The following is a 23,884-nucleotide window of genomic DNA, read 5'->3' as shown; positions in this document are numbered from 1 at the left end:
TTTATATTTTTTACTTAATTAATCATGTGTATATTATACTCCTTTTTTTACTTTTTTCGCGTTTTTTCGATTTTTTTTAACATTTTTTGGATTTTAAATTTTTAGAATAAAAAATAGAATACAATTAGTGTATTCTATTTTTTATTTAGTTATTCAATTGGTAATATTATAATAAATTTACTCCCTTTCCCAAATTCACTTTCAATATAGATTTCGCCTCCATGTAAGTTTACTATTTCTTTAGTTATCGTAAGTCCTAATCCACTTGAATTTTGAATTTCTTCATTTGCATCTACTACCTGTCTAAATCTATCAAATATAATTTTTTTATGTTCTTCATCTATCCCTATTCCATTATCCTTTACATATATCTCTACTTCATTTATATGATCTTTTATACCTAATTCTATAGTTCCACCTTCTGGTGTATATTTTACAGCATTACTTATTAAGTTTTCTATACATCTTTTTATTTCTATTCTGTCAAAACTAACTATTTTTTCTTCTATCTCTGGATCTATTATCAGCTCTATTCCTTTACATTCTACATGATTTTTCAGCCTTAAAGCTTCATTTTCTATGACCTCAACTATATCTTGTTTTGTTTTATTTATTTTATATTTTCCATATTCTATTTTTTCTATATCCATTAAATTTGTAATTAACTCTAATAATCTCTCTGCATTTTTGTTAATTACACTCATATGGTACTTTAGATTGTCTTTACTTAAACCTTTTTTATCAATCATAATACTTATTAATTGCTCAGTTGATGATATAACATTCAACGGAGTTCTTAATTCATGAGATAAGTTTACAAAGTAACTATTTTTTTTCTTTTCTAAATTTAAAACTTTATTAAATAATTTTTCATTTTTTTCAATTTCCTTTGTAAGTGCCTTTGTTCTTTTATTTACCATAGAATCTAATAGCTTTACTTTGCTATCATAATATAAAATAGCAAATATACATATAATACCATAGATAACCATAGCTATCTTACTTTTCCAAATTGGTGGCTTTATAGAAAATTCAATTATTTTCTCATTTGATTCAGCTACATTATTATTTATTGCCTTAAGTTTTAAAGTATATTTACCTGGATTTAAGTTTACCAAATTCAGTTTATTACTTTTTACATCTTTGAAGTCTTTGTCTACTCCTTCTATCTTATAGTAATATTTAGTGTCCCTTATATTTTTATAATATGGTAAAAACATTTCTATACTTATATTATTTTCGCTAAATTTAAAGTTAGCATCTTCAATGCTATTGTACCTTTTTTCATTTACATATATATCTCCTATAGATAAATCTATATAATATTTTTTCTTTTTTAACTCTTCACATCTAAATGAATTTAATCCATTTGTTCCTCCAAAGAAAATTTCACCATCCTCACTTATGTGAAATGATTTCCCATTAAATTCCCTTCCTTGTAATCCATCTACTATATCAAAATTTGTAAACTCATTTTTTTTGTGATCAAATTTTGATAATCCGTAGTTGGTACTTACCCATATATGATCTGATTTATCTATTACTATTCCATATATAGTATTATTAGGTAATCCATCTTCCATTGTGTAAACTTCAAACTTTTCCGTTTTTGGATTAAATTTATTAAGTCCATAATTCGTTCCTATCCACAAGTTACCTTGTTTATCCTCATTTATAACCCTTACAGAATTATTACTTATAGAATTTAAGTCATTTTCTCTCATCCTGTATAATTTTGTTTTTTGAGTTTTAGGATCAAATTTTAAAAGTCCACCATCTAAAAAATAACCTATCCAATATATTCCATTACTATCTTTGTAAATACATCCATTTAATTTATCTTCTATATTATATTCAGATGATAAACTAGACATATCTACTATTTCACCTGTATCTATATTTAATGTTGCAACTCCTTCTGTTGTTCCTAGCCATACCTTATTATCATCATCTATGAACACACTTCTTACATTGCTATTTTTTAAACCATTATCTTTATTATATACCTTTAACGTTTTTTCTTTTTTATTTATTACATTCAATCCATCATCCGTTGATATTACTATTAGATCGCCTTTCCCCTTTATATCATATACTTTATTACTGCTTAACCCATCTTTTCTTTTTATATAATAGGTTTTTTCCTTTTCTCTATTTAAAACCGTTACCCCTTCAGAATTCGTTCCAACCCATAATACTCCATCTTTGTCCTTATAAATCCCACTTACCATGTTATCAGAAATTGATGTCTTATCTTCTGGATTTGGATCATGCTTATAATAATTTATATTAGTCTTTGAATCAAATATACTTATACCAGAATAAGTCCCAAGCCATAGAAGACCACTTTTATCCTCCATAATGCAAAATATTAAGTTATCGGTTAACCCATTTACCTCGTACTTTCCTTTTTGATAAACTCTAAACTTATCTTTTAACTTATCGTATTTGACTAATCCCGAGTCTGTTGCTATCCAAAGGTCTTTATTTTTATCCTGTAGTATGTCTCTTATAGATGAGTTTTTGTCAATTCCTTCTGGAGGATCATACTCTTTTATCTTATTTGTTTTTGTATTTATTTTATATAGATTTTCATTTCTATTCCCAACCCATAAATTTTTATCCCCATCAAAATAAACTTTGTATACAGTTAAATCTTTTCCACAAGTCTCTTTAGTTAGAAATTTTTCAACCGTTTCATCTTTTTTATCAAATTTATATAATCCCTTTTTAGTCCCCAGCCAATAATTGCTACTATCATCTTCAGTTATATCGTATATATGTTTGCTTTTTAATTCATTCAAATTTTTAATTGCTGGTCTAAACTTATCATTGTTTTCATCATATACATCTACACCATTTGCTGTTGCAATTAAAACCTCACCATCTTTATTTATCAAAATATCATAAACACTGCTATCTGATAAATTTCCATTATCCTTACTATTGTAGTAGTTTTTTATAGAATCCGTTTCAGTATTTATTTTACTTACGCCTCCTATAGTCGCAACCCATAAATTACCTTTCTTATCTTCTTTTATATCTATAATATAACTATTTGCTATTCCTTTCTTAGGGTCTTTTTTTTGCCCATACACTTTAAATTCATAGCCATTGTAAACATTTAGTCCATCATTTGTTCCTATCCATATTCTCCCTTTACTGTCTTGTTCTATTGCTTGTACTGTTCCCTGTGATAACCCTTGGTTTATAGTTATATTTTTAAAATTTATACTTTCTTGTGCATTAGAAATATCAACTCTAAGTATCATTAGAAAAACTATAGATATAAATAGTTTTAAGTATTTTATTCTTTGCATAAATTTTTTCTCCTAAATATTTACTTAATTACTCGCTGTGTAGGCCTTCAGTATAGTTTAAAATTATTCTATACTTTAATCTTGGATAACTATCACTTATAAGTGCATAGTTTGAAAGCTTATTTCCTATCCATCTAGAGTGTAATTTGCTATATATCCTAATTGAAGCTAAAAATATTCTACACTTAGGACATGTATATATATGGTGTATTCTTTTATTTTTATTTTTAAATTCGGTGTCTATATTATATGCTCTAATTTTATAAAGCATATGACTATTGCACCTAGGACACATATATACAGATTTATAATAAAGTGAATTTTTCTTAAATTCAGATGTGTACTCCTCTTCTGCCTTTAATGATTTAATTTCTTTTATGCTATCGCTAGATTTAATCCAATCTATTTTTTTTAATGAACCTTTACCTCCAGGTTCAAAATCTGACTTGTCTAAGTAGTCTTTATTTAAATTAAATTCTTTTAAGTAACTATATCCTGGATGCTTTCTATTTAAATAGATTTCATTATTTTCTACTATATAATTTTTCCCATTACATTTAGAATTTTTCCGTCTAAATAAATCAAATTTTATTTTCATGGAATCACTCCTTTAATACTTTTTGTTATTACTACGAGTATACACTTTTTAACTGTAGGTTTTTGTCGAAATTAGTGTTTTTTTAAAATTTTGTACAGAATCTTTTAAAAATACTATTAAATTTTTAAATTTAAAATAATAGTGACTGTGATTATCCTTAATGTTTGTCCTAAATATAGGGATTTTGAGGTGATTAGTAAAATAAAATAATAGTATAAAAAATTTGCCAATATATAATATTTTTTATTCCAAATAAGTTTTTGTAGTAAAAAATGTTATATATTGGCATTTATTTGTATATAATTAGATAATTATTAAAATTTAATTAATTTCTTCACATATTGTTCTGTAATTAACTCCATTTAAATTTATACTGTAAAATTTTTTATTTAGTAATTCAAACTTTTTTATATTATTCTTAACTTCAGAAATTTTCTCTTCATATTTTTTTAAAATTCTATGTGCTTCATATATATCTACTTCTTTAAATTTAACTTTGTCTCCTGGTTTGCCTTGAGCTAATTTGCATAAGTCTACGCTTATAACATTAGCTATTTTTGTATAACCTCCTACTGTCTGTCTATCCGACATCATAATAATAGGATTCCCATGTCCTGGAATTTGAATTGCACCAAATGCTATTCCATCTGATACTATATCTGCCCCATCTAAATGGTTAATTTTATCCCCAGATAATCTATACCCCATTCTGTCACATTCATTTGTTACATTATATACAGAGTTAAAAAAAGTTTTTATATTTTTTGAGTCAAACATATTATCTTGAGGTCCCCTTATTGCTCTTAACGTAATTTCTTTATCATACTCTTTTGCATACTTTTTAGGCAAAATTGAGTTTATATTCCCATCAAATTTTAAAAGTTTTATATAATCCTTATCTCTGAGTTCTCTACCTTTATATCCTCCAAGTTTACCTTTTATATAAGTTGACTTACTTCCCATAACAATAGGTATATTTAGTCCTCCACCAAATGCAATGTAAGTTCTACATCCATTTTTAACCCCCGAAAAAGATAATATGTCTCCGCTACTTACAATATAACTTCTATACATATCAATTCTAATTCCATTTAACATAGGTCCTAAATCTCCCCCAGTTATTGCTATAATAGATTTCTCATCGAACTTTATAGTAGGTCCAATTATTAATGATTCTATACATGCTTCATATTCATCATTTCCAACTAATAAATTTGCAACTCTTAATGAATAATCATCCATTGCTCCAGAAACAGGAACCCCGTATTGTTGAAACCCTATCCTAGGACCACCTTGGATTAAACTTAGTAATCCTTTATTTAAAACTTTAGCTCCCACTAATTAGTGCCCCCTTCATTTAAAATTTTATCAAACTCATCCTTTATTATAGGTACAAATTTCACATAATCTCCTGCTTTTAATAATATAGGATTTTCTCTTTTAGGATTATACAATTTAATAGGCGTTCTTCCTATTAATTGCCATCCTCCAGGGCTCTCTATAGGGTATACCCCTGTTTGTTTTCCAGCTATACCTACAGATCCTTCAGGTATCTTAACCCTTGGATTAGCTAGCCTAGGAGTCTCTAGTTTATTGTTCATTCCCCCTAAGTATGTAAAACCAGGAGTAAACCCTAACATATAAACTAAGTACTCAGCTTCACTATGAAGCCTTATAACATCTTCAATACTTAATCCATTATGTTTTGCAACCGTCTCTATATCAGGCCCAAAGTCATTTCCATACAAAACAGGTATCTTAATTATATTTTTTTCACTTTTATCTAAAATTTTCAAATTACATTCTATATCTTTTACTGAATTTATAAGCTTATTAAATGTTATTTTTAAAGGGTTATAAATTATCATAAGTGACCTATATGTTGGTATCATCTCATATATAGAATCAATTAAACTAGACTTTTCTATACTTTTCATTAAATTTATAACTTTTCTATTTATCTCTTCATCTATAAAATCTCCAAATTCAACTACTATAGCTTTATCTCCTGCTAATAAATATTTTGTTTCCATAACTAATTTTATCCCCCCAGCAAGTATTTTTAAAATAACTTCGTTATATCTTTAAGCGATATTAATCCACCTACCGCAGTAACTATTACTACTAAAATTCCTAAAATTAATAGCCATTTTGGATGCTTGTATTCACCCACAATTTCTTTGTTTTTAGATGCTAATAGTATAACTCCTAAGGTAATTGGAAGAATCAATCCATTTAAAGACCCAGCTAAAATAAGTAAACTTGCTGGCTTTCCTACTACTGCCATTATTAATGTTGAAATAAGTATAAATAAAATTATAAATTTATTTTCATGTTTTTCTATTAATGGGTGAAGCGTTTTTATGAAAGAAACAGATGTATACGCAGCTCCAATAACTGATGTTATACTAGCACTCCATAATACTAATCCAAAAAATTTGTATCCTAAATTTCCTGCTCCATATTTAAAAGCTGATGCAGCTGGATTTTCAGGATCTAAACTTAATCCTTGTGAAACAACTGCAAAAACTGCTAAAAACAATAAAATTCTTACTATAGTTGCTACACCTATACCTAATATTGAAGATTTTGTTACATCTTTTAAGTTCTCTTCCCCTGTTATTCCCGCATCAATAAGTCTGTGTCCTCCTGCAAAAGTTATATATCCTCCAACACTACCGCCTAAAAGTGTTATTATTGGAAAAATCAATCCTCCTGGATTTTCTGGAACAAATGTTCCTTTTACAACTTGGTACATATCAGGTTTGTTTATTATAGCAACATATCCTACTACAACTATTACTATAATTGCTAAAAATCTTGTAAATCTATCTATTATTGGTCCAGATTCTTTTATTAAAAAAATTGCTATTGCTATAAATCCACATACTAAAGTTGATATTGTAACATTGGCATTAAACATTACATTTACTCCAAGTGCTGCTCCCCCTACATTTCCAATATTAAATGCAAGTCCCCCTATACCTACTAATATTGCTATGAAATAACCTAATCCCGGTAAAACCTTATTTGCTATATCCTGACCTCTAAGCCCCGATACTCCTATTATTCTCCATACATTAAGCTGTGCTCCAACAAAAAATATAGTAGTCATTAAAACCACAAAACCAAAACTAGCTCCATATGACTCTGTAAATTTAGCTGTTTGAGTTAAAAAGCCAGGTCCAATGGCTGAAGTAGCCATTATAAAAGCAGCTCCCATAAGAGCTGTTAAATTTTTTTTATTAGACATAAATACCCCTCCAATTATTTAATAACTTCACTTATGCAACATATATTTATGCCTTCCTTTATAAGCTCTGATCTTATACTTTTTACAAATTCTATAGCTTTAGGGTTGTCTCCATGTACACATATAGAATCCGCTTTGATATCTATGTCTTTTCCATTTATATCCTCTACTTTATTTTCTTTTACCATTTTTATAACTCTTTTTATTGCTATATTTGTGTCATGTATAATAGATCCTTCAAAATTTCTTGATACTAATGTGCCATCACTATTGTATGCTCTATCTGCAAATACTTCATTTGCAACCCTCAACCCAACATCTTTTCCAGCATCTATAATTGAGCTATTTGCAAGTCCAAGAAGAATTATATTTTTATCAACTTCATATACCGCTTGCGCTATAGCTAAAGATAACTCGTAGTCTTTTGCAGCCATATTATAAAGAGCGCCATGAGCTTTTACATGTTGTATATTTTCTCCATTTGAAGTAGCAAAAGAATTAAGAGCGCCTAATTGATATTTTACATAAGCCTTAACTTCATCTTTACTAATTTTCATTTCTCTTCTTCCAAACCCTATAATATCCATAAATCCTGGATGAGCACCTATTTGCACATTATTTTCCAGTGCTAATTTTACAGTTTTATCCATATGAATTGGGTCACCTGCATGAAACCCACAAGCTATATTTGCTGAGCTTATATGCTTTAAAACCTCATCATCCATACCTAGTTTATAACAACCAAAACTCTCTCCTAAATCACTATTTAAATCTACTTTATACAAGTTCTATTCCCCCCTATAGACATTTTAAGTTTTTATTTATTGTCCTACTTAAATTTTATGAATAAAAAAATAATGGTATGACTTAAATTAAGTCATACCATTATTTTTTTATTCATATTTTTACAAAGAAACAATTCCTCTATTGTACGCATATATAGCTGCTTGCATTCTATCTTTTAAATTTAATTTTGAAAATATATTACTAGTATGTTTTTTTACCGTGTGTTCTGTTATATACAATTCTTTTGAAATTTCAATATTTGTTTTTCCTTTTGCTATACAAACTAATATTTCTTGTTCTCTTTTTGTAAGTGTTTCTATACCTTCATTTTCACCTCTAGAGATATATGTTTCAATTAAATCAGAATCATAATATTTTTTACCCTTAGATATTTGTTTTACAGCATATCCTATATCTTCTGAATCTATGTTTGCCAGTATATATCCGTCTATACCTATTTTCATAGATTTTGCAAATAAACTTCTATCTTCGTAAAAATCTAATATCATCACCTTTGTATTTGTAGTCAATTTTATATTTTTTAAATCATTCATACATCCTTCATTTGTCTTTTTTAAATCTATAATAATCAAATCATAATTTTTTTTATGTATATCTGAATATAAATGACTTTCTATAACTTCACTTACACAACTTTCTTCTGATAAAATTTGTACTATACCTTTTCTTATTATTAATGACTCAGAAATAACTATAACTTGCATATTTTCCCCCCATAAAATATCAAGCTATTTAGCCGGTTGCACTACTAGCTCAGTATATTTCAAAGTGCCCAAATACAAAATATACCTCTTAGCATCTAAACCACTTAAACTACTCAAAATTACTACTTTCGTTTAGTAATCATACTTATAGTATATATCTATATTAAGTATACGTAATCATAAAATAGTTGTATTTGTAATGGTACTAAAGTGTAATACAAGTTTCATTTTTCTACATTTTCCCTTGTTCAATTGCATAAATCATTATATCTTGTCTATTTTTCAAATTTAACTTAGATAAAATACTACTAACATGTTTTTTTATTGTATATTCAGTTACATCTACTTCTTTTGCTATGTTTTTATTGCTTAATCCTTTAACTAAGAATTTCATTACTTGCTCTTCTTTTTTTGTTAGATTTTCAAAATTAGATAAATATTCATTCTTAGAATTTCCCAATAAATCTGAATCAAAAAACTTCTTCCCATTAATTATCTTTTTTACTATATATTTGAAATCATCTTCATCTGATATATCTAATACATATCCATCAATTCCAACTTTAAGTAAATCTAAAAACAAGCTTTTATCTTTTTTTGTATCCAATATTATTATTTTTATATCTTTAAATTCCTTAATTTCTTTTACTGCCTTTGTAATATAACCCTGCTGACTATTTGAATCTAAAAATAACAATTCACTATTAATTATATCTTCTATACTTATGTCATTTAAATTTGATAAGGATTTTATATTTACATCATCAAAAACATTCTTAAATAAATGAGTAAGTGAATTTCTAAATAAAAAGCATTCTGAAACTATCAAAAACTTCATTTTTTTCCCCCCTAAAATGAATCTATAACAATAAAAGTAACCTAATAATATATTAAATTATTAAAATTAAAAAATATATTATTAATTTTAAGTATATACTGTCATCTTTAAGTGTTATAGTATTACCTAAAAGTGTTATATAAAAGTTTAAATATTAATATATACGCTACTAAATTGTATAAGTTTAAAATAAAAAAAGATGTTTCAAATTTAAATTTTGAAACATCTAATTATGATATATTTAACATTGAAATTATAGCTTCTTGTCTATTTTTAAACCCTAGCTTACAAAAAATATTACTTACATGCTTTTTAACTGTATACTCAGTTATATAAAGATTATTAGCAATTTCTTTATTATTAATTCCCTTTGCAATTTCTTTTAATACTTCATGTTCTCTTTTTGTGAGTAGATCCATATTAATTATATATTTATTTTGAACTATGTTTTCAATTAAATCTGATTCAAATACTTTTTTGCCTCTTAATATTTTTTCTATATTATATATAAATTCATTTTTGTCCTTTATATTAACTATATATCCATCTACATTGCTTTGAACTAATTTGGTAAATATGAATTCACTTTTATTTCTATCTAAAACAATGATCTTCGTGTCCTTTGAATGTAACTTTATATACCTTATTAATTCTAAATCAATTTCTGTCTTATCTTCTATTTCTATAAATATCAATTCTGAATTTAATAATTCTTCTTTAGTCAAATCAGATAATCTTTCTTTTAATATTATATTATCCATACTTAAAATTTCTTTAAATACACGCTCTAAAGATTCTCTAGTTATAAATGACATTGATATAACTAGGTTTGCCATAATATATTTCCCTCCTTTTCTTTTAAACAATATTTAAAATTGCAAATTAGAAAAGCCGGTTGCGCTACTAGTTCCATATACTCAAAGCGCCCATATAAAGAGTATACTTCAACACCTCTTCCTACCTTATATATTAATCTAACTAATTCTACCATAGTACACTTTTGTATACTATAATTTCCCTTCGTCATTTTACTACAAATTTTGTGATACAAATAAAAAATATTATTTGTTAATAGATGTATACTCTAGTAATTTCTCTGTTATTTTATTTAATTTTATTTTGTTTTTTTCTACTTATTTTATTCCATTGGTATTTTCTTTTTCTATATCCAATAAACCCTGTTATCCTATACCATGAGCATAGTTGTCTATACCCAAAACTTTCAAGAAATGCAAATAACATTAACTTTAATAAACTGGATAACTTTAAAATATATTTAAACATATAGTTTTCAAGTATTATAGCTGTCAAAGAAATTATTACACTATAAAAAATATATATAAATAAAAAAGTAATTAAAAATTTCAAATTCAGTAATCCACTAAAATACGATATTAAAATTATAATTAAACCAAAAACATCAATTATACATGAAAACATTTCATACACAACAAAGTAAAGAAAAGAAAAAATACCTACTAATCCGTATTTAGGATTTAAAAATATATACCTATGACTATTTAAGCTAGTAATTAATCCTATGTGCCATCTTCTTCTTTGTCCTTTTAAATCCTTAAGTTTCTCCGGAACTTGTGACCAACATATAGCTTTATATTCATATTTAATTTTATATTTAATCTTATTTTTTCTATAAAAAGAATGAAGTTTTACTACAAGATCCATATCTTCGCCGACGGTATCTGTGTCATATCCCCCTACATTTAAAACTGCATTTTTTTTAAACAGTCCAAAGGCTCCTGATATTATTAAATTTCCATTAAAACTATTGAACCACACTCTTGTTGTTAAAAATACTCTATAATATTCTATTGTTTGAAATATTGTAAGAATCTTTTTAGGTGGCATTACTTTAATAACTTTCCCTTTATCCAAAACAACTTGATTTGCTACTTTTATACTTCCTCCTACAGCTATAGTTGTATCATCTTCCATAAATGGCATAACTATATTACTAATAGAATCGCGTTGTAAAATTGAATCTGCATCTAAGGAAACAAACAATGGATATTTAGATACATTTATTCCCATATTTAATGCATCTGCTTTTCCTCCATTTTCTTTTTTAACTAATGTCAACTTCACTCCGTCTTTAACATAACCTTCATATATAAATTGTTCATTCTTACATTTAACCAGTCTTCTTATAGGCCTTGGAACTTTTTTTAATTCAAATTTATTTATTAATTTATTAGAAGTATCATCATTTGACCCATCATCTATAACTACAATTTCATATTCTGGATAATCTACATACGATAATGATTCAACACAATCACAAATTGTTTCTTCCTCATTATATGCTGGAACTAATATAGAAACAGGTACATAGTTATCTGTGCTTTTCAGTGAAAGTTCATTTAAATACATTTTATTACGCTTATCTTCATTTAAATTTAAAATAGCAAATATAGTAGATATAAAAAACACTATAGCGTAAATAAGCATATAATATAAAAAGAACGTATTTAAATAATCTACGAATAATCTTAACATTTATATTCTACCTCTATCTCCTCTAATTTTTCTAAATACTCTTCATATGATATCTTGTTATCCATAAATATTGCATAAAAAAGTATATCTTTTGCATACTTATCATCATCTTCTAATATATAATTTATTAAATCTTTATCATCAAATTTTAATATGCTTATTGCAGAGTTATATCTAACATACCAATTTTTATCATTTATACTTTTTAAAAGTGCTTTTTCACTACGTTTACACTTATAATTTTTTAAAGCAATTGCACATACAGCTCTGTATTCCCAATCCCCATTATTTAACAATTCAATGATTATATCCTTACATTCATCATACTTTATAATAGTGAAATATTTTACTATACTTATATTAATTTCTTTGCTTATATTATCTTTTAATATCTTTAATAGTTCTTCTCTTACAAATTTAATTTTATTATTTTTAAAATGTTCAACAATTACTTTTTGGAGGCTTTCATTGAACTCTTTAAAATCATTTATCAAATATTTATCTAATTCACTTTTGTCTCCTCCGAATTGATTTATTATATCTGTGAAAACTTTATTATTTATATATTTTTCTTCTTTAGATACATATTCAATAGCACTTTTCAATGTATTTATATTTCCTATTTTCGATATTGATTCTAATGCTGCTATCCTCAAATATATAGACTTAGTATTTATACAACTAAGTAAAAACTCACTTATTTCGTAGTTACTCAGCTTGTATTCTCCTAGATTGATAGCCATATATGTTTTTAACGTATTATCCTTTAATTTATGCTTTAAAACATATCTATTTACTGTATCTTCGAAATTCTCCATATAAATTTTTGTATATTTATGATTATTTATATCTTTATTAAAAACTTCTATGGTATTATTAAAAACCTTAATATAAGTTTTATATTTTAATTTTTCTATAATATATGATATATCCATTTTAGATATCTCATTTCCATTTTTTACACAACTCAATTGTTTTAAAATTTCAGCTTCAAACTCTGGCTTTATGATTTTTACTTTTTTTAAAAATCTAAAGTTTAAAATATCTTTTGCTATCATATAAATAACAGCACAAGCTATTATATAAATAAAAAAGCTCAGTACTAAATATATATCAACTATATTTTTCATAAAATTTTCCTCTTTACTTTTTTAGCTCATCTTTAACTATATAATAAGATTGTTTTAAACGCTCATTATACTCAGGTACGTTCCATCCATTTAAATTGTAAGCTTTGCTATTTAATCGATTTATAGTCTTATCTTCTTCTTTTACAGTGGCTCCTATATTTATATCATCTATTCTTAAGGGCTTAGTCTTAAATTCTTTGTAAAAATCATCTTGAATTTGTTTTGTTGACGGGTCCATAAAGTTTATAAGCCCCCATGGTATACGCACCTCTACATAATTGTCTCCTATATAATAATCTGCAGCTGAGTTATAATTTTTGCTATTAGGGTTTCCATTACCTTTAGTTAATTTACCAGTCTCATAACTTATTTTATCTAATGTCTCGTTTAATGATTTAACATACATCTTAGGTCTTATATCCATATAAATAGGTGAGAAATAGTCTATATCAGGTGTATTTCTTATTAAATCTGGTCGTTGTTCATAAAGTGTTTTGTTTTCATAAAAGTTAAATCTATTATAGTATTCATGTACTGATACCATCGAATTTTCATTATCATTTATACTAATTATAAAATCTACAGGTTTATCAAAGTTTAGATTATACTGAGTACTTTTATTTGACCCTGACTTAGGCGTTACATCCAAGTCTATATATAATCCTTCTTTCTTTAAATTTAAAATTTTTTGCGACTTAACCATTAAGTATAAATACTTCTCATCACTTTTTGCATATAAACTTAAATTATCATTTTGATTTAAAATATCACTTTTTTTCCAATCACTTAAGCTATCATCTGGATATGGAGTTTCATTTACTTTTCCTGGCTCAAAGTCCATAAGTCCAAAACTTTGGCTATATGTTTGTGTATCACTCCAATATGCCGATCTATCTAATATTTTACTATCTTTAGTATTCCATGATGATGATGCCCAACTATCTTGAAACTCAAATATAAAGCATCCTGAAATTCCTGATTTTTTTATAGCTCTATATGCGCTAACTAGAGCTTTCCCCTGTTCCTGTTCATTAATATAGCCTTTATTAAAATCTTTATTAAAATCTCCTCCTGCCCTACTTGATGGGACACCCATTTCTCCTATTATAACCGGTATTTTGTAATGATCATTAATCTTTTTAAAGTATTCATCCATATTGTCCTGATATTCTTTTAAATCAGTAAAAGATGGATATATATTGTAACTAGCAACTATACCTGTTTTTAATGATCTTGTTCTTTTTATATCGCTAACATCTACAAAGTTTTTTATTTCCTTTTTATCTTTGCTAGATTTATTATTAACTAGGTTAGATGGTGATGTACCTATGAAACTTATTAAGCTTTGTTTCTTATATTTTTCAAACTCATATTTAGTTAAATAATTACCCATTTTAGCTAGGTATGATTCAAATGAAGATGCATCTTTATTTGTATACATATATTTACCATTGTATGGAGATTTTTCATTCATAATATCTGCATATATTAAGTCATGCTTTGCAAATTCAATTCCTAAGCTATATCCGATAACATATTTTGATACATCTGTTTTATATTTTTGAAATACATCTGATTTTTTTAAGTTATTTAAATTACCATGGACAGAATCTATTGCAATTTTAATATTATTTTTAAATGCTTCAGATGCTGTTTTTCCTTCTGGGTCTTTACCATTTTTAAGTAATTTTTCATCAAAGTAAATTCCTTGCATTAAGTATATAGGATTTTTTTTATCTTTATTAAATTTATATAGTGCATCATAAAAACTAGCATCCATTGTATGCGAAACTTTTATACAGTTCGCCCCCATATCATAAATATAACTTATCCATCTTAAATATTCTTCTTCACTTATCATATTTTCACTTGGAAATACCCCAGGTTTAGTAGAATTTAAATCTACGCCTATAATTTTTAAATTTTCCCATTTATCATCCTTAGCTATATAAATATCTTTTCCTTTAGTTTTTGCAAAGTAAGTTTTATTTTTTACAAAAACATCATTCGATATAAAGCTTCCAAATGCAACTATACCTATTAAAAATATTAATATACAAATAGTTAAAAACTTCTTCATCTAATTTCACTCCTATTAAATTGCCCACTTACTTAAGATGTTTATATTTTGATCCATCCATTTACCTCTATTTTCTATAAAATTTTTCATTAAGTTTAACTCTTCTTCATATGATTTAGATTTGCCTTCTGTGGATTTTAATAAATGAGAGTGCTTATCTAAAAACTCAATATATTCTTGTGGCGTTTTTATATTAGAATCATCGAATAAATCAGAGCTATTTTCCTCAAATACCTCTGCTTGATTACATAGTTTAATTGGCCATTTATTAAAATTTCTATCAATTGATTTACCTAATTTTTCTTGAGTTTTATCTATTTCTCCTATCAAATATTCATCACTTAAATAAGTTTTTCTCAGTTCCTTATATCTATTTACAACTTTATCGGCAAATAATTTATCTTCAATTAATCTATCAAACCACGGCCTTTGATTCATAAAAAATCCTTTGTAGTCATATGGTTGTCCTATATCTTCAGTGTGATTTCCTAATGATTGATTAAAATCCCAAACTGGACCAGACTTCATTTTTCCATTGTAGTCCTTATACATATATGTACTATAAATTCCTGCATCAGTGTTTTTGAAAAATTCATTAATTATATAAAAATCAACAAAAGAATCATCATCAATATATTTTTTATATCCCACCTCTGGATCATTGAATTTATCAGAGTAAAGCATTCTTTCAAACTCACTTACATACTTTTGTATATATCTGTATTTCCCGGGTGTTAAATCTTTTTTTGGATATTCAATATTTAATCCATTATTATATAATGAAATTTCTTTTCCATAACTATCAACTTCTATATCCCCTTCTTTTTGTCTATTTTTAGCTAATATAAAACTGCTATCATTTCTACCCTCTATAGTTTTAGTTATATCTACTCTGTCTTCTCCTCTGTTAATTTTTTCAATCATCATATAAACCCCTTGATAATTAGAGTCATCTATATTAAGACTTTTATTATCTACCAAAAACACTTCACAAAATTTTACTCTAGGAGCATATCCCATTATTTTGCTAGATGTTTTTAATGCTATATAGTTTCTCATTAAAGATTTATCCGCAAAAGGTGCGTTTAACACCCATTCAGAATCCTTTGGCATTCCTAGTAAACTTTTTTCTTTCTCCCCACCTTTTTTATCCATAAGTTTTATTATGTATTGTTTTTTAGGATATTTACTAGTACTATTTCCTCTTATTTTAAAACTCACTCTACTTGTTAGGTTCGGCGTATCACTTAATCTATTTAATCCTGATTTATTATCATAAATTTGAATTTCTCCAACAGTTTTATCTTCTCTTTTGATAGTGTTTCCATCTGTATCAATCAAAACTATAGGTAAGTTGTAGTCTTTGCTTATTTTACTTTCTTGTTGATATGTTTTGAAGTTTTTTTGTTTAGCTTTTTCGAATTCTTTCTTTGATAATTCTTTTATATTACTTAGATTTGATACTATTAATAATGTTACAAATAAAAAAGTAATTGCTACAAAGCTTTTAAATATATCTTTTTTCATAATATATCCCCTAACCTATTGTCTCTCCATTTTGAGCAACTATATTTACAGTGCTAACCCCTTCTATACTATATAGACTGCTTATAATATTTTTATCTTCATTATTTTTAATTTTTATCTGATATATTATTTCTATATTATCTCCTACTGAATTTTTGGCTCTTAATTGACTACCTTTAAATGAGTTAAATACACATCTCATAATTTCTTCTTCTTTTTCTCTTAAACCTCTTATTATTAATATGTATCTGTCTTCTTTTCCAAATCCACTAAAGCTAAACATAGATAAGACCGCAAATAAGAATAATGACCCTATAATTGCTACCATATAATTTGAGCTACCTACACTAAGACCTATCGCTATGCACCAAAATATATATCCAGTATCTCTTGGATCTTTTATTGCTGTTCTAAAACGAACTATAGATAATGCACCTACCATTCCTAGAGATAGGGCTATATCACTACCAATAACTATCATTACCATAGTTGTAACTAAAGTAAGCATTACTAAAGATACATTAAATTTTCTATTGTACATAACTCCACTAAATGTTATTTTATATGTCCAAAATACTACCATGGATAATAATAGTGCTATACACATTGTTTCCAATGCTCCAAAAGCTGTTATAGTTCCACTTTGGTTTGTTACGTATTTGTATAATGTTTCCTTCATTCTACCACATCCTTATAATATATAATTTTCAAAAAACTGTCTTGAACTACAATACTTACTAAGAGATCTGTTTGTTGTATCTAATCCAGCTAAAGCTTGAGATATCCAGCAAAATAATTCTCCATCAAATTTCACTTCTAAAACCGCATTGTAATAATCTACAATAGGTGTCATTAATATATCTTCATTGAACATATCAAAATTAAATTCATTAGATTTTATATCACTATCTAATGTAACTCGTATATTATTTTCATTATGTATATAAGCCCTTCTATTATAATCTACAAGTACTACTGGTCTATATTGTCCTATAGTCATTATATTGTACGCAGATTTAGATGTGTTATTTTCATACTTTAAAAGTACACTATAGTCTTTATTTATAAGAGCAATTGCATCTTCTCTACTTATAGTAGTTGTTTCTTTTCTTTGACTTACATTAATCTTTCGCTTTATTTCAAGTTTAACTTTATCTGTGTTAGTGTCATATACCCTCAACCTTATTTTCTTTCTTATTTCTTCTCCATTTACTTTTGCATAATAATCATCATTGTTTAAACTATCAAAGTATAAACTTCGTATACGATATCCATAACTTTTATTGTTTGGATCAGGCGTTAATACCTCCTTAAAAAGCTCATTCACTTTGTAATAATCCATTTCACCTATTGGATATTTAAGTTCTCTTCTATTTACTATCAATTTTCATACTCCTTATGTAAATTTTTTGATTAATATATTTTATATTCTAGCACAATGAGATATTTTATTATCTTTTTTGACATCATATTCAATGTTTAAAAATGGTATTTATCTATTATGCTAACCGAGTATTATATATCTTTACTTAATTGATATACCCACTCTGCATTAATTTTAATTAAAAATAACTTAATTTTGATATAACCTGTTAATTAGATTTATCAAAATTAAGTTATTTTAATTTGTATATTAAAATTTAATTAATAAATTCATTTTTTATTAATATTATTAATTAAAAATATTTTGACTTACTTCTTCGTCTAAATTACTATTTTGATTTTCTTTATCTGTTGGCTCTTCTGGTTTAACTGGAAGTTCTACTGGCTTTTCAGGTGCTGTTGATTCATCAGGTTTTACTGGAGGTTCTACTGGCTTTTCAGGTGCTGTTGGTTCATCAGGTTTTACTGGAGGTTCTACTGGCTTTTCAGGTGCTGTTGGCTCATCAGGTTTTACTGAAGGTTCTACTGGTTTTTCAGGTGCTGTTGGTTCATCAGGTTTTACTGGAGGTTCTACTGGCTTTTCAGGTGTTGTTGGTTTTTCCGGCTTTACTTGATTTTGTTGTTCATTTGTATGTTTATACTGAGAATTTATTGATATCTGCTGATTTGAATTTTTATTGGTGTAATAATCTTTTTTATATTTTTTTTCATTTTCATTAGATTTGACCGTAGTTTCATCTTCTTTAATAATTTCCTCTTTTTGATTTTCTTGTTTATTAGTCTTATCTTCAATATTTTTTAAGGCTACTTCTTGCTGCTCTATCCTTTTATATTCTTCATTTGCAAGAATTGGAGCTTGTGATAAAGTAAATCCTGAAACTAGTGCAGTTGTTAAAATTGTTGAAGCTACTACAACTTTTCCTTCTTTATTCATTTGTTAACTCCTTTGCTTAATATTATTCTATTTGTTTTATATTATCTATTCACTTAAATTCGATAGTTTTCCTTTAGTTAAATTCTTTCATATTTTTCACTAGTTTCTCATAATTTGTGGATTTACTTTGTATTGTACGAAAGGGTGTAGATAGTTGATTCTTCACACTAAAGCCTCTGCCTTTTAAGTGTTTATCAACTACATACACCCTTCTTCTACTCCTTCTTACACTAAGCATAGGGATATAGTTGTATTTTGCTTGTGTAGCAAAATACAACTATATCCCTATCTTTACTTATAACTTTAAATCTTTTACTGCTTCTCTTGTTGCTACTAATTTATTTTCTATTTCTTCAATATTTTCTTTAGCCATACCTATAAATAGCATATCTATTATCGCAAGTTGAGATATTCTTGAACTCATAGCTCCTTCTCTTAAAGATTTTTCTACATAAGGAACCTTTAACGTTATATCAGATAAATCTTCTAATTTATTACTTATACTTGCCTTTGTTATGCTTATTACTGGAACATTATTTTTATTTGCATTTTCTACACACTTTATTACTTCTTTTGTTGTTCCTGAATATGATATTGCAACTGCTACATCTTCAGGTTCCATTAAAATAGATGAAGTAATTTGTAAGTGAGTGTCAACATGTGCTATACATCTTTTATTTATTCTACTTAATTTATAATAAAAATCTTGTCCTACTAACCCTGAAACGCCAACGCTATAGATGTATATATTCTTTGCTTTAGAAAGCAAATCTATTGCTTTTTCTAAATCTTTCTCTTGTATTAAATTCACCGTTTTATCCATAACTTTATCAATTGATTTTTTTATCCCATATATAATATCTGTTGTCTCAAGCTTTTTGTTTATATACTCAAAATCAGCTTTTTCTTTTCTATCTCTTAAACTCATAGATAACTTTAACTTCATTTCATTTAAACTTTCAAAACCTAACTTTTTTGAAAATCTAATCAATGTAGCTGCTGAAGTATTTGTTATTTCCCCTATTTCTTTAGCTGATAAATTAATTATACTTTCATTATTAGAAAGTAAATAGTCAGCTATAAGCTTCTCGCTATCTGTAAAATCTTCATAATTTTGTTTTATATACTCTAAAATATTCATAACTTAAACCTTTCTAAAATAAAACTTTTTACCATCCTTTATATATTTTAATAGATAAAAGTCATCTTGTAAAACTGATGCTACTTTATTTATTCTAGCATCGTAAGCTTGATTTGTAGTTAAAATTTGAAGCTCTCCCATATACCTCTTATATCCTTCATTGTCTATAGTTATGTCTCCATAATTTTTATCTACTGTATTTTCAGGTTTTATATTATTCCCATTTAATATTAACCTACTTTCACTAGCTCTTATAGCATCTCTTGCTCCATCAGTTCGTGAACTATATATTTCTTCTAATAATGTTAAAGAAACCTTATCTTTAGTATCTACTTTTATTCTTAATTCTACTCCTTCAGTAAAAAGATTTGCTAAATCATTTAACTCTTTTTTGCTTGGAAGTGAATCACCTATAAAAACTGATTGATTTCCTATTGCAAACAAATGATTTGCAGCTTGCCTTACATCTTTATTTCTATGATCTTCTAATGTTGGTAATCCATCTTTTAATGGACTTCTTTTTCTGTTATTAGACTGAACGAATGAACATATCTTTATTCCTCTGTCATTTAAAATTTTATTTTTTTCTAACATGCATTCCTCAGATATCCCCGTTCCGATTCTTGGGTAAAAATTGTGAAGTGCATCTATATTTTCATAATTTGGAGAAAATTTATCTAAATTTTTAAAAAATGATTCTGTTATTGTAGAAGCATTTAATTGTATTTGTATCCCATAATCATTTTTACTCATAGTGGATATCTCTTCTTCTGTATATCCAAAGTCAATTCTTATAGTTTTTACTCCCATATCTCTTAACCCTTTTAAATCCATGTTATCCAAATCTAAAAATTTAAAAGTATTAGGAGATATATCACTAATTATATCCATATCATATTGCTTTGCTAATTTAAAAAACTCTCTCACTTCAACTTTTAAAATATCATAATTAGCTTCTGGAATATGGAGTGATGTGAAAATCCTAGTAAATCCTAACTCCTTAGCATCTCTTAATAATTGTATATTCTCATCTTTTGTGTTATCTAATCCAAAATAAACTGAAAATCCTAAACTCATAAATACTTCCTCCTCATCATATAAAAACGGACTGCCCTTATTTGCTGGGTCAAGATATAATACTAATTTGTAGCGACCTTCAAAGCATCTTTTAAGCTTTGGGAGCATAACTTAGTATTATATCTGGAGCGCCCAAACCTTAGGTCAGTCCTTTACTACTTTTTATTCTACTGGATCTTCAAACCCTAATAATTCTGTAAAGAAGTATCCACCTGCATATGATGCTACCACTCCAATTAAGAAGACAAACATTTTCCCATCAGCTATTAATAGTGCAAGTGGTAATCCTGATACTCCCATTGCAACTGCTCCAACTTTGAAAAATGCCATTACTGCTCCACCTATTCCAGCTCCTAAGCAAGCTCCTAAGAAAGGTTTTCCAAGAGGTAATGTTACTCCATATATTAAAGGCTCTCCTATACCTAAAAATCCTGGTACTAATCCATTTTTTGCTGTTTCTTTTAATCTTTTATTTTTAGTCTTTTTAAAAACTGCTATTGTAGCCCCAACTTGAGCCATACCTGCTGTTGCAAGTATTGGAAGTAAAACTGTTGAACCTGTACTTGCTATTAAATCTGCATGTATAGGCGTTAATGCTTGATGCATTCCAGTCATAACTAATGGTAAGAATAACGCTCCTGACACTGCTCCTGATATAACAGAAACTAACATATTTCCTGATGCTACAGTATTTGCTACTACTAAACCTATTGAATCAGATATAAATCCACCTACTGGCTGTAATACTAATAATGCAACTAAAACTGAAACTGTTAGTGTTAATAGCGGTGTTATAAATAAATCTAGCACATCTGGTACTACTTTTTTGCATCCTTTTTCAATATAAACTGCTAATAGTGCAACTAGTATTACCGATATTATTCCACCTCTACCTGGTGTTAATGTCATTCCAAATAAATTTATATCAGCAAGTACTGGAGATGATAAAATTCCGCCAAGTACTCCACCCATCATAGGCATTTGTGATCCAAATTCTTTTGCTGCATTTAATCCAACTAATATAGATAAAACTGAGAAAACTCCGTTTCCTATTAATCCTATTATCTTAGCTGCAGTTGTACTTGTGTATGCTTCTCCAAAATATACACCTGCAATATTATTAACTGCTAAAACCAATCCACATGCTACAAATAGTGGTATTAAAGGTATGAATATATTTCCAACTTTTTTAAGTGCATTTTTGAATTTTGTATTATTTTTTTCCTTTAGTTTATCTTTTGTTTCTTTTATTGCATCATCACCTAGTAATACTTTTTCACCAACTATCTTATTTACTTCTTCAGTTACTTTATTTACTTTACCTGGTCCATAAATAATTTGTAATTGTCCCTCTGCTTGAACTACTCCTAATGCACCTTCTGACTTTTTCAATTCTTCCATTTGAACTTTTGAATAATCTAAAAGTTCAAGTCTACAACGTGTCATACAGTTTTGTACACTTTTAATATTTTCTTTTCCACCAACTAAATCAACTAACTTTTTTGCTATTTCTTGGTTTGTCATTACAATTCCTCCTATCTATTTTTATATATTTTTAAGAGCTTTTGCTATATATCCATTATTCTTTACTAATATTACTTTAGCTTCTTCTTTTTCTAAGTTTGACAAGATCATAAATATAGATAGCTTTACATCAAAATCAGTTTCAGTTAAAATAGTTTCTGCTTCTTTAAAACTTACTCCTGTCGCTTCACACACTATTTTTTTAGATCTTTCAACTAATTTTTCATTTGTTGCTTTTACATCTACCATTAAGTTTCCATATACTTTTCCCATTTTTATCATGCTACCTGTTGATAGCATATTTAATACTAACTTTTGTGCTGTCCCTGACTTTAATCTTGTAGACCCTGTTACAACTTCTGGTCCAACAACTGGAGATATTGCTATTTTAGCTTCTTTTGCTACTAGTGAGTCTGCATTACATGTAACTGATACCGTTAGGGCTCCTACTTTATTTGCATACTCTAATCCTCCTATTACATATGGTGTTCTTCCTGATGCCGCAATACCTACCACTATATCATTTTCATTTAAATCCTTGTCCTTTAAATCTAATACAGCTAATTCTTTAGAATCTTCAGCACCTTCTTTAGCTCTAAATATAGCCTCTTGACCTCCTGCAATTAATCCTTGAACTAATTCTTCTGATACTCCATATGTTGGAGGGCATTCTGATGCATCTAGTATTCCTAACCTTCCAGAAGTTCCTGCACCTATATATATTAATCTTCCACCTTTTTGCATTCTCTCTACTATTCCATCTATAGCTTTTGCTATTTGAGGTAATTCTTTTTCTATCGCATTTGCTACCTTTTTATCTTCTTCATTTATCATCTTAACCATTTCTAAAGTCGATACTTTATCTATATTTAATGTATTTTGATTTCTACTTTCTGTTGTTAATTTCGCTAAGTTTAATTTATCCATTTTTTGACCTCCATATTTTGTGAATTCGTTTTCTTATTTGTAATTTCATAATACCATGTTTGAAATATCATTTCAATATATTTTATTTAAAAAGAAATATTATTTTATATATAGCTAAGCGTTATAT

Annotated in this window: 20 protein-coding genes and 2 riboswitches; all 20 genes read right to left on the bottom strand. The window is 27.1% G+C overall.

Annotated features, from left to right (window positions below):
* Positions 1-149: 149 nt before the first annotated feature.
* Positions 150-3,320: a ligand-binding sensor domain-containing protein gene (locus tag ACRDDE_RS13545; RefSeq protein ID WP_438628091.1), complete on the bottom strand. Its 3,171-nt coding sequence runs from the start codon at positions 3,318-3,320 to the stop codon at positions 150-152.
* A 28-nt stretch (positions 3,321-3,348) separates the two neighbouring features.
* Positions 3,349-3,918, bottom strand: coding sequence for a hypothetical protein (locus tag ACRDDE_RS13540; RefSeq protein WP_438628089.1), 570 nt, complete (start codon positions 3,916-3,918; stop codon positions 3,349-3,351).
* Between the two features lie 321 nt (positions 3,919-4,239).
* Positions 4,240-5,256: a biotin-dependent carboxyltransferase family protein gene (locus ACRDDE_RS13535; protein ID WP_438628087.1), complete on the bottom strand. Its 1,017-nt coding sequence runs from the start codon at positions 5,254-5,256 to the stop codon at positions 4,240-4,242.
* Entirely contained in the window at positions 5,256-5,951 is a 696-nt protein-coding gene (pxpB, locus tag ACRDDE_RS13530; RefSeq protein ID WP_438628085.1) for a 5-oxoprolinase subunit PxpB, read from the bottom strand. The genes ACRDDE_RS13535 and pxpB overlap by 1 nt, the downstream gene beginning before the upstream one ends.
* A gap of 29 nt (positions 5,952-5,980) precedes the next feature.
* The gene (locus ACRDDE_RS13525) at positions 5,981-7,171 is read right to left on the bottom strand and encodes an NRAMP family divalent metal transporter (RefSeq protein ID WP_438628083.1); all 1,191 of its coding nucleotides are present in this window, start codon (positions 7,169-7,171) and stop codon (positions 5,981-5,983) included.
* A 14-nt stretch (positions 7,172-7,185) separates the two neighbouring features.
* The gene (locus ACRDDE_RS13520; protein ID WP_438628081.1) at positions 7,186-7,956 is read right to left on the bottom strand and encodes a LamB/YcsF family protein; all 771 of its coding nucleotides are present in this window, start codon (positions 7,954-7,956) and stop codon (positions 7,186-7,188) included.
* A gap of 120 nt (positions 7,957-8,076) precedes the next feature.
* Positions 8,077-8,682, bottom strand: coding sequence for a response regulator transcription factor (locus ACRDDE_RS13515; RefSeq protein WP_438628079.1), 606 nt, complete (start codon positions 8,680-8,682; stop codon positions 8,077-8,079).
* 21 nt (positions 8,683-8,703) lie between these two features.
* A riboswitch (cyclic di-GMP riboswitch) is annotated at positions 8,704-8,788 on the bottom strand.
* A 126-nt stretch (positions 8,789-8,914) separates the two neighbouring features.
* The gene (locus tag ACRDDE_RS13510; RefSeq protein WP_438628077.1) at positions 8,915-9,520 is read right to left on the bottom strand and encodes a response regulator transcription factor; all 606 of its coding nucleotides are present in this window, start codon (positions 9,518-9,520) and stop codon (positions 8,915-8,917) included.
* 230 nt (positions 9,521-9,750) lie between these two features.
* Complete coding sequence (locus tag ACRDDE_RS13505) at positions 9,751-10,356, bottom strand: response regulator transcription factor (protein WP_438628075.1); 606 nt, start codon at positions 10,354-10,356, stop codon at positions 9,751-9,753.
* Positions 10,357-10,400: 44 nt separating this feature from the next.
* A riboswitch (cyclic di-GMP riboswitch) is annotated at positions 10,401-10,483 on the bottom strand.
* Positions 10,484-10,624: 141 nt separating this feature from the next.
* Positions 10,625-12,034 (bottom strand): glycosyltransferase family 2 protein, encoded by a 1,410-nt coding sequence (locus tag ACRDDE_RS13500; protein WP_438628073.1) that lies wholly within the window; start codon positions 12,032-12,034, stop codon positions 10,625-10,627.
* Entirely contained in the window at positions 12,028-13,164 is a 1,137-nt protein-coding gene (locus ACRDDE_RS13495; protein WP_438628071.1) for a HEAT repeat domain-containing protein, read from the bottom strand. The genes ACRDDE_RS13500 and ACRDDE_RS13495 overlap by 7 nt, the downstream gene beginning before the upstream one ends.
* Positions 13,165-13,177: 13 nt before the next feature.
* Positions 13,178-15,244: a hypothetical protein gene (locus tag ACRDDE_RS13490; protein ID WP_438628069.1), complete on the bottom strand. Its 2,067-nt coding sequence runs from the start codon at positions 15,242-15,244 to the stop codon at positions 13,178-13,180.
* Positions 15,245-15,259: 15 nt separating this feature from the next.
* The gene (locus tag ACRDDE_RS13485) at positions 15,260-16,771 is read right to left on the bottom strand and encodes a CotH kinase family protein (RefSeq protein ID WP_438628067.1); all 1,512 of its coding nucleotides are present in this window, start codon (positions 16,769-16,771) and stop codon (positions 15,260-15,262) included.
* A gap of 10 nt (positions 16,772-16,781) precedes the next feature.
* On the bottom strand, positions 16,782-17,450 hold the full coding sequence (locus ACRDDE_RS13480) for a DUF4956 domain-containing protein (RefSeq protein WP_438628065.1): 669 nt from the start codon (positions 17,448-17,450) through the stop codon (positions 16,782-16,784).
* Positions 17,451-17,462: 12 nt separating this feature from the next.
* Positions 17,463-18,155, bottom strand: coding sequence for a polyphosphate polymerase domain-containing protein (locus ACRDDE_RS13475; protein WP_438628063.1), 693 nt, complete (start codon positions 18,153-18,155; stop codon positions 17,463-17,465).
* A 288-nt stretch (positions 18,156-18,443) separates the two neighbouring features.
* The gene (locus tag ACRDDE_RS13470) at positions 18,444-19,088 is read right to left on the bottom strand and encodes a hypothetical protein (RefSeq protein WP_438628061.1); all 645 of its coding nucleotides are present in this window, start codon (positions 19,086-19,088) and stop codon (positions 18,444-18,446) included.
* A 295-nt stretch (positions 19,089-19,383) separates the two neighbouring features.
* Positions 19,384-20,229 carry a MurR/RpiR family transcriptional regulator gene (locus tag ACRDDE_RS13465; protein WP_438628059.1) on the bottom strand — a complete coding sequence of 282 codons (846 nt, stop codon included), beginning with the start codon at positions 20,227-20,229 and terminating at the stop codon, positions 19,384-19,386.
* Positions 20,230-20,232: 3 nt separating this feature from the next.
* Entirely contained in the window at positions 20,233-21,306 is a 1,074-nt protein-coding gene (locus ACRDDE_RS13460) for a MupG family TIM beta-alpha barrel fold protein (protein ID WP_438628057.1), read from the bottom strand.
* A 162-nt stretch (positions 21,307-21,468) separates the two neighbouring features.
* Positions 21,469-22,830, bottom strand: a complete 1,362-nt coding sequence (locus ACRDDE_RS13455) for a PTS transporter subunit EIIC (RefSeq protein WP_438628055.1) — start codon at positions 22,828-22,830, stop codon at positions 21,469-21,471.
* A gap of 21 nt (positions 22,831-22,851) precedes the next feature.
* A complete protein-coding gene (gene murQ, locus ACRDDE_RS13450; protein ID WP_438628053.1) occupies positions 22,852-23,757 on the bottom strand; it encodes an N-acetylmuramic acid 6-phosphate etherase in 906 nt (301 codons plus the stop codon).
* Positions 23,758-23,884: the final 127 nt, after the last annotated feature.

Origin of the sequence: Paraclostridium sp. (genome assembly GCF_051656405.1) — a bacterium.
GTDB lineage: Bacteria > Bacillota > Clostridia > Peptostreptococcales > Peptostreptococcaceae > Paraclostridium.
This window is presented reverse-complemented; position numbering and strand designations above follow the sequence as displayed.